Below are 12,618 nucleotides of genomic sequence, written 5' to 3'. Positions count from 1 at the left end.
AAGTTTTATAAGTTTTTTTAAAATTGACGTATGACATCTTTTTTACCACATGGCAAATGTAACGTTTAAACCCTTTAGCTTGTTTAATTTCTTGTGTTTCGTCCCTATGACATCCATAAGTGGTCCCTTGTAAGTAAAATGTCATCTCGCCAATTCTCGCTCGTATTGCTTAATTGTTAAAATAGCACTCCTTGATGGTCTAGCCTTCATGGGTTATTAATTCAAATTCAAGGATATCTTTAACTGTACACAATTAAAAAACTATTTATATCCTTGTTTATCGCCAAGAGATTGTCATTTTCGATAGTTTGTAGTTATTCCATATCATACTTCACTTAACTTAAAAATTTCATTTCGCCCAGTTCTCCCAGATGTAAAATAAAACACCATGATAGTACTGCCTGTGTAAACTCTCATTATGAATTACAGCTAGTAAATAAGTATCTTATAATTAAGAAGTTTCTACTACTGACAACACTTCAAAGCTTGCACAGAAAAACTTAATAATGTTATTCTCATAATCTTCTACTAAATATTTTTTTGGTAATTCAAAACCTTTATCTTTCAAATTATTAATTCTAAAGCCTGTTATTTGATTATAACTATTTCCAAATCCTAATAAATCTAAAGTAGTAACATCATTAAACTTCATTTTCAAAATAAACTTCCGACTATCAACTTCTAATAAAAAGCTAATTTCTAAAAATGAAACTTGATCATAATAAGAATTGTATCCAATAAAATAATGGAAATCAGTAATAAATTTAACATCAGTTGATTTGAAATTAGGAATTTTATTTTCTAACTCTGTTCCTTCATACCACTCATTTATCATTTCTCTTTCTCCTCAAAAAAATTATACCTGAATTCCTTACCCTTTTCAGAGTATCCAGGATCGTCAAATTTACGTTCATGTAAATGTGGGACGGAATGGTCTAGTGGCATACTATGGTCCGCATGATCTACCCGATAATGTTGTCTACCGAAGTCATCATAAATAACAGTGGATTTTTCTTCTTTTCCCTTATAATCTCTGTAATGCTCTATTTTTGAACCTGGCGTTGCATTATCGGGTGCTTTCCTTTGCCAATATTCATCAGGTACAAATGGCTCTTTTGCAAAGTCATCACCTTTACCCGTACCCTATGTTGTAATCTTAAAATCCACTAATAAAAAAACAATCTATCTTAAACCTTTTTAAACTACTTCTTCCTCTTTTATTATCGGTAATTCATAGGCTGTTTTGTGCTTCATCATGCCGTAAATAATGTTTACAAGCGTTCTCATGATACAAACTAATGCTTGTCCCTTTGTTTTGCCTTCTTTTAGCTTCCGTTGATAATATGCATGGAATACTGGGTTCCTTGGCAGCTTACTTCCTTTTGCCACTTGTACTTGCTGTACAGCTAAGTTGTAAAATAAAGCGTGTAGCGCCCGATTTCCCTGCTTGCTTTTTTGTTCCCTTCCTTTCCCACCAGAGCCAAAGTAAATCTAGAAAAAGAGGTGTTTTTATGTCTTCCACTATTCGTTTACGTCTTAATGAAATTTTAATCGAAAAACAAATAAGTCGTCGGCAACTTGCCAAGCAAGCATCCTTGCGTCCTAATACTGTCAACGATTTATGTACACAGCCTATACAACGTCTGCATATAAGCACCCTTTCAGCTTTGTGTGACACATTACATGTCTCTATCCAAGACCTACTTGTATTAGAGATGAACGATTAAATGACTCCAAGTACAGCCGAACAAGGTTCTTCTATCAATCTTTTCCACTCCACCCTTACTAATTCATCAAAGTCCAATCGATACTGGTGCGTAAGGGTCTTTTTTATTTCTCTCCGTATGTATTGCGTATACATATCTATTCCATCTCGCATGCTAACTATCCGTTCTTGTTGTTTTTTCTTCAATGCTTCCCAATCTATGACCACTGCCGCAAAATAATGTTCATTCTGTTTTGGTGGCCGTCTTATTAAATCTTTAAGCAATATTTTCTCATTTATCTTGTACACAATTTCTATTCGGCTTAATTCATGTGTCAAATAACCCCCTTTATTCCTTGCTAGCTCCAGCCGTTTATCATAAATCCTACAGTAACCATTCTGTTTACGTTGGTCGCCTCTACCAAAATAGCGAGTTGTATCAAAGTGTGTCATAACCCTTCGTGCATCTGTCGGTATTACCACTATATTTTCCAAACCCGTTCGTATATCATACGCTACATCACAGCTCACAAATTCTACTCGGCTTGCCCGCTTGCCTATCATCTCTAGTATTTCTCTGAAATGTGAGTAATGCTCTGGCCTTGTTTCAATCCTTAGGGTATGTAAGTGACCTTCTGTTTCTCTAAAGTTTTTAAAATACATATGAATATATACATCGTCACTTTTCCGCATGTGCAATTCATAGCTATATGTTCCACTATAAATCTTCATTTTCACTTGATATTTCTTCACCCCCAACATATAAACACGTAAAAATGCTGAATGTGGTACATCCTTATAATCTATAACGAACTTATCTATCGAAACCTCTATTTCCATCGTATTTTCTTCCCCTTGTATGCAAGTACTTGTATAAAATTTAATACTTAGTACACTAATTAAATAATCGTAATCCGTATTTAAACATGCAAAAAAAAAGCACTTGTCGCCTGTTATAGACATCAAGTGCTTTAAGTTTATAAATTTTCTAAGTTTAATAATATTCGCAAGTTTTATAAGTTAGTTTAGTATTGACAGTATGACATCTTTTATACTACTTGGCAAGTGTAACGTTTAAACCCTTTAGCTTGTTTAATCTCGTGTGTTGTTACTAATACCATCCATAAAGTGGCCCTTGTAAGTAAAATGTCATCTCGCCTATTCTCGCTCTTATTGCTTTATTGTTAAAATAGCACTTCTTGATGGCCTAGCCTTCATGAGTTATTAATTCAAATACAAGGATATCTTTAACTGTACACAATTAAAAAACTATTTATATCCTTGTTTATCGCCACGAGCTTTGTCATTATCGTTTATTTAGTCACTTTTCCATACAAAACTATCTCCTGCATGTAAAATGTCATCTCGCCTAATTCTCACACTTTTCTTTCTAGCCAATGTTTACATAGTACTCCTTGATGGCCCAGCCTTTATGAACTCTTGAATCAAATGTCAGATTATTTTTTAACCACAAACTTCTTTGAGTTAAGAAAAAACCTTGAAAGGCATTATGCCAATCAAGGTTTATATACTATCAAATAATATTTTGACGTTTAAAATCAACTAAATCAGGATCTAATTCCACTAGTCTATTTTCAAAGTCATCCCATCCATTTTCCTTAATAAATTTAGCTTCATCGAATGTGATTGGAAATAACCATGTTTGAATGATTGGTAAATCACCATCTACCTTAAATGCTTGAAATGTTTCAGGAAAATATACAGGAATCGAAGCATATAAAGCTTCAAAACTAGAGTGTTCAAACAACTTTCCATACGGACCTATTACATCACCTCTAAGATAGGCAACGTTATTATTAATCGCTTGTAATCCCACATGTTGCAGAATACCAGGTATATTCTTATCTCCAAAGTTAGCGTACGAAACAAATATTAACTCCTGTCTAATTTCTTTCTTTGAAATGGGAGAAACTAAATTCTGTTTACTTAATCCTAAAGTTGAATAAGTTACTGTTCCAGCAAACGGTCCCTTTTTATACTTTACAATTTGAAAAGGAAGTTTATTACCTTCAGAATCTTTATCCCATCCATATTCAATTTCACCGAGATGACCCTCTAAAAATTCAATATAATTATGCATTATTTTTTATCCCTCCTATTTCCTCCACTTCTATTACAACTAGGACACTCAAGTCTTGTTCCTTTCTGGTAGTTATCTAAAACTTCTTTTCTTGTAACGTTAGCAGGAAATTCTCTATTTTTCCATGCGGGGGTATGATCAATGTCCCAATCCGCTTGTCTACTTGGTTTCTTACCTCTCTGGCCTGCTGGTAATGCCCCCCATTCAAATTGAAGAGGATTAAAACCAGAAAAACCTTGAATAGTATCACTTTTGATGGTGTCACTATTCAAGGTTCAATATTATAGGATCGAATAAGCAAATATTTTAGTAAACAAAACCCTTAAAAGGACAATCAATCACCGATTAAACATTAAACGTTTAACTTATTAATGTGTATCCGTTCCTAACGGCATATTCATTAATTTTTGTATTTAAATCATCCCTATATATTGAAGTACAACATGAAATCTCCCTATGTCCATCATTAGAAAATATATACTCTAAGTAAATAAAAAAATTAAGTGAATCTATTTTTTTTATTATAAATTCATTTGCTTCAAATTCACCATTTCTAACATGTGGTGAATTAATAAAATCATAAATTTCTTCGTACATCTCTTGATCAGAAATCTCTATATCTAAAAATTTTTTTATTACATCCATATAGTTTCCTCCTTATTTTACTGAAATAACCGGAATACAGCTACCCTAGCACCATTATTATTCAACCAAAAAATAGTAGTACAAACCTAATCTTGGTTTGTACTACTATTTTTTTAGTTTGATAATCTGTCAAATTAAGTGCATATTTCAAGAAAATTCAATTGTGGAAACTACTCGGGACAAATATCTAAAATATCAAAAAACAAAGCATGTTCCACTGTAACTTGCGAACCAAAAAATGTAATTTCCTTACTAAACTCTAATTCACTAACTACTTCATTCATTTCCCTAAAGGATAATTGAGTAAATTCCTTTTCAATAAAATAGTTTTTGATTAATAATTCTAGATCTGCTTGTATATAGTTATATGGTTGAGTATCAAAACCATCCAGTGTGGGGTTAATACCATTCACATCTTTATTCACAACTTCAAACTCATGGTGTAGATAAAATACAGGAGCAATTTTAGAAATCATCAATCTACTATTATATATAACTTCAAATTCCCCCTTAACATATTTTTCATACTCAAAAATTATAGTAGATGACGGCCATATTTCTCCATTGTTCATTTCAGTAATTGAAATGTTATTATTTTCAATAAAGTCCTCTACTTCCTCAGGTAAAAAGAAAACTTTTTGACATTTAGAAAGATATTCAGATAAATCTTTTTTTCTATAGTACTTATCAATAGTTTTAGTAATTAAATCGTTCATTCCATTTCTCTCCTTATTTTACCTTCAAATCGTGACCACCAGATTTATCAGCTGGTTTAGTAGGATTTAAGTTAAAATCTACTTCTCCTTGATGTTTTCCCTTTTTGTTAACTACCTCAAATCTACCATGTTGTGTGTCTAAAGCATAGTAATTTCCTGTTTTATTATCATAATAAACAGTTCTACCGCCGTTTAGTTTGGTTAATTTAGAATCTTTCTTCCACCCCCGCTGATTTGCTATATCAATCGCAGTTGTTTTTATTAATGCTACTTTTTCATTAACATTCATATGATTAATATTTTTCTCAAAGGAAGCTACATCAAATTCACCCGTACCCTTATCAAGCAACTTCTTCGAATACTCTCCAACTTCTTGAATCTCTTTCTGAGTGTGGTGGGTTTTCTCCACCTTGTTTGCGTTATTGGCAAGATCACGAGCAGCTTCTAGACCTTTTTCCATATCTTTAAGGGCTTCCATACCTTTTTTTACTTTTCCAGCCTTACCAAAAGGGCTGATAAGTGAAAGAGTTGCTTCATTTTGTTCTCGGAGCGTAGAGTTTGGATTTCCGTATTTGACAATATCTTCGAATAGTAAAGCGTAAGCTATATTAGCACCTATTACTGTAAATGGAGCTAGACCATCTGGATTTACTGTTGACGGAACACTTAAGACTTTACGCAAGTCTGCAAGTGTTGTTTTGGGCTCTCCATCATGCACTGAATATGTTTTCGGTGCAGGACATGAATTTTTTAAATTGGTATACCTCGCTCGCGAATTTTCGACTTTCTGTCCAGTAATCATGTCTTTTCCAGTGGCCATTTCATATAGAGACTTAATATTTCCAAAAACAGGAATGTAATTTAATCCCATAGAAACTAGTTTAAGATTTTGAGCTGTTTCATTCTTTTTGATTTGTTTGACAGCAGCTTTGGTCGCATTGCTGGCCTTTTTAGTAGCCACATTAACATCATTTTTCTTTGCTTGTACTATTGTTTTCGTTGCAGTTTTAACCGTCTGAACAGCTGCCTTTGTTGCGGTTTTAACCGCCTTCACAGTTGTTTTTGCTGCAGTTTTAACCGCTTTTACAGTTGTTTTCGCTGCGGTTTTAACCGCCTTAACGGTTGTTTTTGCTGCCTTTTTAACTGCCTTAACCGTTGTTTTTACTGCCTTTTTAACTGCCTTAACAGCCGTTTTCACTGCCTTTTTAACTGTCTTTACAACTTTTTTAACATACTTCTTGGCCTTTTTAACTGCTTTTTTCACAGCCTTTTTAAACCTTTTGACCAGTTTGCTCTTGGATAAATTATTTTTTAGCTTCCTGGCTTTTGTCAAGACCTTGCCTAATTTTTTCTTGAGCTTTTTCTTCGCTTTTTTTAAGGCTTTCTTTAGTTTCTTTTTGGCCTTTTTGAGTTTCTTTTTAACGGACTTAGCCGCTTTTTTTACTTTCTTAACAACAGGGATACTGCCAAGGAAACTGCCAACTGCTCCGAAGAATCCTTTACCCTTCTTCGCCATTAAGCATCACCCCCACCAATAGGGATCATGCCCATGACGTCTAGTGCGGAGTCAAGGTCAGCGCCTTCTCCCGATGTATTAGACACGGTTACAGGTGCTTTGTTCGAGCCTTCCATTGTGACAACCTGTCCCTGAATATCGGTGATTCCATCAAAAACGAGACTGCTGGAGCCACATGTTAAGCGCATGGATTCTGTTGCGCTCATGGAGATGCTTTTACCTGCAAAAGTGATCATATCATTGGCTGTTAGTGTAAGCGGATGCTTACTATGTACTTCTACCCCGTTTCCCTGATCCAACTTTAGGAAAACGGCGCCTTCCTGTGCAGTAAATGTGACAGCTTGTGGGTCTAGCTTGATGTCCTTGCCTTTTGGCGTACCCCAGTAGGACGTTTTCGGATCGGCTGTTTTTGGATTCGAGTCGCCGCCCTTTCGTACACTGTGGCGGACAACGGCTGCTTCCTCACGGTGTGTCGGGAAGGCAAGATGAACGCTATCGCCTTCTTCTGGCGGGCTGTAAAAGCCACTATGTCCTTCTGCTGTATAAGGAGTAGCAAGTGAGAACCATGTGGCTTCTTCCTTTTTTTGTGCCTCATCAATGGATAGGTGCAGGCGTACTTGATCCTTTTTGACCTCTAATACCTTTCCCTCAATCGCTATGCCTGACAGTGAAGGAATGTTTAGTCTTTCATGACGAATACCTGCCTTGGACAGTAGATGATATTCATATGTAAGGACACCTTGTTGCATGCGTGCTATCGACTTGGCCACAACTAGCTTCTTGTTTTGGAGTTGGACACGGTCACCGAGTGCTAATGTTTTTTTGGACTCGATGACATAGGATACTGTATCATGCTCCTCCATTGGTCGCTCAATGTCATTTTGCAGCGTATGTAAATACTTGGAGCGATCTTTGGTGATTGTATAGCTAGTAACTGACAGCTTTTCTAGTCGCCCTTCTGGGAGACCGAACCATAGCTTAGGCTTATCAGCATCTACTGCTGGTACAAGCACTGTTCTAAAATGAGAGGCCATACGCTTTAGAAATTGCCAGTCCGTCTCCCTATATTGTAATATAAATTGCTTTAGAGGAGTAGCCTTTGAAGCAGTGTCAATAACATCGGAGCCTGGATAGTTAGCAAGTACTTTCTTGAGCATGGCATTATACGTCATCTTGTCGTGCTGGAAAGAGCGAACATTGCGTTTACAATCCAAGGTAAATGTAGATGACACCGCTTCTAGCTCAATTTGATACACGCCTCTCACCATACGAACGGCCATTTCGGATACTTGCCCCTTAAAAAGCGGTCGTACACGCTGTCCATTGCGTTTTTGATAGAGCTCTATTCGATCTGAACTGCTGGCAATCTGCATACAGCGATCTTTCTTCTCCTCTGGGATGAATCCCGTAATTGATAACCTTGCATGGTCATTCACAGTTTGGGTCAAGCTGAGATCATGCAACGTCTGAACCTCATAGGGAGATACGAGCTCAAGCTCTCCGTATCCAATCACTTCCTCATACGTGTTCACATGAATACCCTTCTTTCCTCAGTGGATAATGGCTTATTCTTGACCATCATCTTCTACCTTTATCGTCCCGCAATATATGCACATATTAGTAGATTGGTTGATAAGCGCGGGAGAATTCTCAATCAACTGATCGGACTTTCCGTTAATCCATGGCATTGTGACTACTGGTGTACACGGCATCGGTTTCAAGACACCATTATTAGCCGCGGTTGCAGCTGCCACAGTAGGATTAGATAATGTTTGACATAAACCAAAGGGCTGAATATTGACATAGGGCTTATAATCCATCGTGTTCATCTTTGCCTTGTCTTTTGTATAAACGCCGTGGCTTACAGGCATTTTTAATATGCTTGTCTGATCGCCTTGCGAGCACGATAATTTAGCACCAGCAACTACATAACTGCGCTGCTCATCGCCTTTTGTCTGCATTTCATCTGCCATTGAAAACCACCCTTTCTATAAAAAAAGTCCATTCACGTCGTTTCACACACTCGAAAATGAAGGATCTCGTTCCATTTGCCTTCCGTTTGCACTTTGCGTAATCGAATACCTCGAAATGATCGGCGCAATATACTTTCTGCTAACTCAATATTGACAATGATGTAATCCTCTTTAATACCTTCAATTTGAAAGAAGGTGTATGGTGCGGCTAAAGTCTCATCAATAACGAGCTTTTTCAGCGTTCCATCTAGATTGAATTCGGTTTGTGCTGAAAGACAGGCCACTTTTGGCGGAATGGAGAGCCAATATAACGTCTGTTTTAATTTCGGCATATCTACGAGAACAACTGCTTTAAATGGTAAGTGCGGCTCATATTTTTCCACTAACTGCTTCACTGGATCAGCTAAAAGAGCAATGGGCTTTTCGATAAAATCGATATAGACATTTTCACTTTTATCTAAAACAGGAAATTGACGCTCGAGCTCATCTAGCTCCGCCATTCTTTCCACTGTTAATAGTTCTTTTTTTATTACTTTCGATAGTCCAACTGGTTCTACAGCATTCGAGATACGCTCATCCTGAGATAGAATAAAATAGTTCATCTTTTAATCTCCTTTTTCACGACATCTATTTCCAAATGACACTCGCTATTTGGAATGGATCTAGCTTCAGATGCTCTCGTGCTTCCTTCGAGAACACAGCTTTTTCTAAATTGGCGCCTTCAAAACGGGCATTCTTGACGTTAGCGCCGATAAAGCAAGCACCTCGTAAATTAGCTAGCTCAAAATCAGCTCCCTCTAAATTAGCATCAGTAAAGCGCACTGAGAGATAGCCTGGCATTTCCCACTTTTGTCGATCAGTTAGTCCGCCTGCACCCTGAGCTTGTTGGAAGTTAGCACCTTGCAATTGACTATTGCTAAAATCTGCTTCATGAATCGTACTGAAGCTTAAATCAGCGTCCATTAGTTTACTATTCCTAAGATTGGCGCCAATGAGTAAGCAATTACGCATTTGACTCTGTGCTAAATTTGTTTTCTGGAAAAAGGCATATTGAATATCTAAGTCTTCATAGTTGCCACCAGAAAGATTTAAGTTGCTAAATACTTCATATGCATATTCATCCTCTAATTTTTGAGCTAGCCAATCCTTAATTTCTTCGATATCCTTCGAGGAGAAATCCTCGCTATAGACAACTTCATTGACATCCAGAAATTCACCTATACGAATTTCTACAGCAGCATCACGATCAAGTGATAAATATTCGGGGCATCTAATAATGTCTGGCAATGCATATCTAGCAAGGCTAATAACATATTGATGGAAATGAGTCGCTTCCTTTAGCTTAATTTGTTCAATATCCGCTTGGGTAATTGCTCCCATGAATGTTTTGCTGTATATATATATTTCCTCAACGAATTGCTCTAAAAAGCTCAGAGCCCAGCTTGCATCATAGGTAGTTAGAATAGGTCGCATGTCAAAGAACCATTCCTCATCTGTCCCCTCCACTAAATAGTGATGACGCCCCTCCAGTAGCTCTGTACGCAGCATAGAAAACGTGATATGTCCTATTGGACCTTTTTGTTGAAGAGATTGTTGCTCATGCAGCTGACGACAAATGGTTTGAAAGGATTTTCTAAATTCCTCAGCAAGCTCATCCTTTGAGGCTTGGAAAAAATCCTCTAATGCCAAGAGATGTTTCAACCGTCTTTTCTCTACTTCCGTTTCATAAAAATGCTGTAAAATTTCCTCTGCTTGCATATGTGTCTCCTTCTTTCTCTTCATTAAGAAACCCATCTATAGGGCTATTAATTGGCCTTTACTTCTTTCCCGAAAATTTGCACACTGCCATCCATCGTTATTTTACTTTCCTTGCATTTTAGTGAAATTTCTTCCTCTGCAGACAAAAGAATTTTCTTGCTTGCATTGACTGAAATATCTGCCTCGGAAATTAGTTTAATTTCCTTTTTACTAAAAATTTCAATACCGCTCGCTTCATTTAAACGGATAAAAATATCGTTATCCTGTGCTGTAATAACTATTTCCGTTGGACTCATTTTAATTTCTTTGCCAAAGGCTGTTCTGTAATATTTCGTCGAAGGATCATCTAGTTTATTGGTTGCGCTGCTGTCTGAATTTTTTCGAATTGAACTGCTAGCGATTCCCTCTTCTTCACGATAAGAAGGGAAATATACATGAACAAAGTCGTTAATTTCAGGCATACAATACCAGCCACTATGCCCTTCAGCTGTATAAGGCGTTGCATAAAGGAACCAATGCGCCTTCCCTTTATCCTGTTTTTCATCAATATTTAGATGGACCTTAATATGATCCTTGGCAACCTCTAACACTTTACCTTCAAGAGAGACACCAGAAATTTCATCGTTGAATACTTCTCTTTTGTTCATGCCATTCTTCGTTGAAAGTGTATAATGATGCTTTAGTAAGCCATCCTTCACCGACATATATGCTTCACAAACATAGAGTGTATATTTCTGGAAGGTTACGTAGTCGCCTATGGCAAGTACCTTATCGGTTTCTACTTCATAGTACAAAAAGTCATGCTCTCCCATACCACCATTGCCATTCTCTGTATAGACAAGATAGTCTGCTAGTTTTTTTCTTGTCGTATAATGATAGTCTTCTAGCTTTCCTTTTACTTTGCCGGCAGGGACACCAAAATGGAACTTTGGCTTATCGAAGGTAGCAGCAGGAACTAGTCCAGTGTTATAGCGGGAGGCAAGACGTTTTAAAAATTCCCAATCAGTTTCTCGGTACTGTAGAGTAAACTTGCCTAATTTTCCTCCCTTTGTAGCCTCATCGATCACATCGAGACCAGGGTAAAAGGGACTCAATTGTTTGAATAGAGATGAATAGGTCATCTCTTTATCCTGATAGGAGCGATTTTTCTTCTTAATATCGAGGAAGTAGGTATTGGAGGCAGCTTCGACTTCGATGTAGTAAATCCCCCGAATTGTATGTACCTTGACACCTAAGATAACCCCCTTAAATAATGGGGTAGGTGCACCTAAATGATCGAGTTGATTCACTTCGATTGCTGAATAGGATTCTGTCATTTCGACGTACTGATCCCGAACTTCCTCAGGAACAATACCCGTAAAACGTAATGTCGCGTGCTCATTCATTTTCTTTGTGAGTGTAAGCTCTTGAATGCTCACAAGCTTAAATGGCGATATTTGGATATTGTGATAAGCAGTTACTATTCCACTCATCGTAATACGCCCCCTTCCCTTCCGTTAGAAGCGAATTTCATTGTTTTCATCATCGCTCTAGCGATAGGACGCCAAATCTCAGTATCTTCCTCCGTACAATTGAACGTACCGATAAGCGCTTTCCCATCAATCGATACAAAGAACATTAAATTAAAAATCTCACCATCAATAGCAGGTGTAATGACCTCAATAAAGCCAACTGTTTTGTCATCTATTTGGATCACATCTGTATCAAACCATTCTGCTGCAGGCTGAGCTTGCTCTAGAACTTCAATCATATTTTCCTGAAACTCAGCTACACCTTCATCAGGTAAAGAATGTGATGTCTTGTTGAAGGCTAGATTGATAGTAGATGATTCATCCGTATAAATAATGTTTGGTCTTCGTTCTGAAGGGTATTTTAATGAGGCTAACTGAGCTGGCATAATTGAAAATATTTTCGGCATTCGGAACGAAATTTTCCCATCCAGGACATGCTGATCAATGACTGGCACTTCCTGCTCGTCTATATTGACAAAGTCCTTGTAAAGATCAATTGCTTCGAGTTCAGACTGTTCCTCCTGTAAAGGCTCCTCAGGCGGCGCTTGCTCCTCTTTTAAAGCTGCTTCCTTTTGAGCTAATTCATGTTGTTCCTGCTCTCGCATTTCATTTCTAAGAGCAATAATTTGTTCATCTAAATATTTCAACCCATTCACCTTCCATTTCTTGAACGTTCTTCATCTGCAGACCATC

At 37.2% G+C, this 12,618-nt stretch carries 14 protein-coding genes and 2 pseudogenes; 1 reads left to right on the top strand and 15 read right to left on the bottom strand.

The annotated features are described in order from the left end of the window. Positions 1-451 precede the first annotated feature (451 nt). The 3 genes and pseudogenes from JNUCC51_RS20365 to JNUCC51_RS20360 all read right to left on the bottom strand — a co-directional run. On the bottom strand, positions 452-835 hold the full coding sequence (locus tag JNUCC51_RS20365) for a hypothetical protein (RefSeq protein WP_107924620.1): 384 nt from the start codon (positions 833-835) through the stop codon (positions 452-454). After that, a pseudogene (locus tag JNUCC51_RS24930) lies at positions 832-1,065 on the bottom strand (hypothetical protein); the annotation flags it as partial. The pseudogene JNUCC51_RS24930 and the gene JNUCC51_RS20365, both read right to left, overlap by 4 nt. 132 nt (positions 1,066-1,197) lie before the next feature. Next, positions 1,198-1,491: pseudogene (locus JNUCC51_RS20360) on the bottom strand (IS110 family RNA-guided transposase); the annotation flags it as partial. Between the two features lie 20 nt (positions 1,492-1,511). Between JNUCC51_RS20360 and JNUCC51_RS20355 the strand changes: the two are divergent. Further along, on the top strand, positions 1,512-1,727 hold the full coding sequence (locus JNUCC51_RS20355; protein ID WP_337989502.1) for a helix-turn-helix domain-containing protein: 216 nt from the start codon (positions 1,512-1,514) through the stop codon (positions 1,725-1,727). On the opposite strand, the gene JNUCC51_RS20350 is transcribed toward JNUCC51_RS20355, so the two are convergent. The 12 genes from JNUCC51_RS20350 to JNUCC51_RS20300 all read right to left on the bottom strand — a co-directional run bounded on the left by JNUCC51_RS20350 (position 1,724) and on the right by JNUCC51_RS20300 (position 12,581). After that, positions 1,724-2,545, bottom strand: coding sequence for a replication initiation protein (locus JNUCC51_RS20350; RefSeq protein WP_337989501.1), 822 nt, complete (start codon positions 2,543-2,545; stop codon positions 1,724-1,726). The genes JNUCC51_RS20355 and JNUCC51_RS20350 overlap by 4 nt on opposite strands. Before the next feature lie 694 nt (positions 2,546-3,239). Beyond that, a complete protein-coding gene (locus tag JNUCC51_RS20345) occupies positions 3,240-3,806 on the bottom strand; it encodes a suppressor of fused domain protein (protein ID WP_337989500.1) in 567 nt (188 codons plus the stop codon). Beyond that, complete coding sequence (locus JNUCC51_RS24860) at positions 3,806-4,078, bottom strand: GH-E family nuclease (protein WP_443136959.1); 273 nt, start codon at positions 4,076-4,078, stop codon at positions 3,806-3,808. Before JNUCC51_RS24860 ends, JNUCC51_RS20345 begins: the two co-directional genes overlap by 1 nt. Before the next feature lie 88 nt (positions 4,079-4,166). Then, positions 4,167-4,451, bottom strand: coding sequence for a hypothetical protein (locus tag JNUCC51_RS20340; protein WP_337989499.1), 285 nt, complete (start codon positions 4,449-4,451; stop codon positions 4,167-4,169). A 170-nt stretch (positions 4,452-4,621) separates the two neighbouring features. Further along, positions 4,622-5,167: a hypothetical protein gene (locus JNUCC51_RS20335; RefSeq protein ID WP_337989498.1), complete on the bottom strand. Its 546-nt coding sequence runs from the start codon at positions 5,165-5,167 to the stop codon at positions 4,622-4,624. A 13-nt stretch (positions 5,168-5,180) separates the two neighbouring features. Beyond that, positions 5,181-6,683, bottom strand: a complete 1,503-nt coding sequence (locus JNUCC51_RS20330; RefSeq protein ID WP_337989497.1) for a pre-toxin TG domain-containing protein — start codon at positions 6,681-6,683, stop codon at positions 5,181-5,183. Beyond that, a complete protein-coding gene (locus JNUCC51_RS20325) occupies positions 6,683-8,215 on the bottom strand; it encodes a contractile injection system protein, VgrG/Pvc8 family (RefSeq protein WP_337989496.1) in 1,533 nt (510 codons plus the stop codon). Before JNUCC51_RS20325 ends, JNUCC51_RS20330 begins: the two co-directional genes overlap by 1 nt. Positions 8,216-8,248: 33 nt before the next feature. After that, positions 8,249-8,656 (bottom strand): DUF4280 domain-containing protein, encoded by a 408-nt coding sequence (locus tag JNUCC51_RS20320; protein WP_337989495.1) that lies wholly within the window; start codon positions 8,654-8,656, stop codon positions 8,249-8,251. A 32-nt stretch (positions 8,657-8,688) separates the two neighbouring features. Further along, positions 8,689-9,258 (bottom strand): serine protease, encoded by a 570-nt coding sequence (locus JNUCC51_RS20315; protein WP_337989494.1) that lies wholly within the window; start codon positions 9,256-9,258, stop codon positions 8,689-8,691. A 25-nt stretch (positions 9,259-9,283) separates the two neighbouring features. Beyond that, the gene (locus JNUCC51_RS20310; protein WP_337989493.1) at positions 9,284-10,438 is read right to left on the bottom strand and encodes a pentapeptide repeat-containing protein; all 1,155 of its coding nucleotides are present in this window, start codon (positions 10,436-10,438) and stop codon (positions 9,284-9,286) included. Positions 10,439-10,461: 23 nt separating this feature from the next. Beyond that, complete coding sequence (locus JNUCC51_RS20305; RefSeq protein WP_337989492.1) at positions 10,462-11,886, bottom strand: hypothetical protein; 1,425 nt, start codon at positions 11,884-11,886, stop codon at positions 10,462-10,464. Continuing rightward, positions 11,883-12,581 (bottom strand): hypothetical protein, encoded by a 699-nt coding sequence (locus JNUCC51_RS20300; protein WP_337989491.1) that lies wholly within the window; start codon positions 12,579-12,581, stop codon positions 11,883-11,885. The genes JNUCC51_RS20305 and JNUCC51_RS20300 overlap by 4 nt, the downstream gene beginning before the upstream one ends. Positions 12,582-12,618: the final 37 nt, after the last annotated feature.

The organism is Lysinibacillus sp. JNUCC 51 (genome assembly GCF_015999525.1).
Taxonomy (GTDB): domain Bacteria; phylum Bacillota; class Bacilli; order Bacillales_A; family Planococcaceae; genus Lysinibacillus; species Lysinibacillus xylanilyticus.
This window is presented reverse-complemented; position numbering and strand designations above follow the sequence as displayed.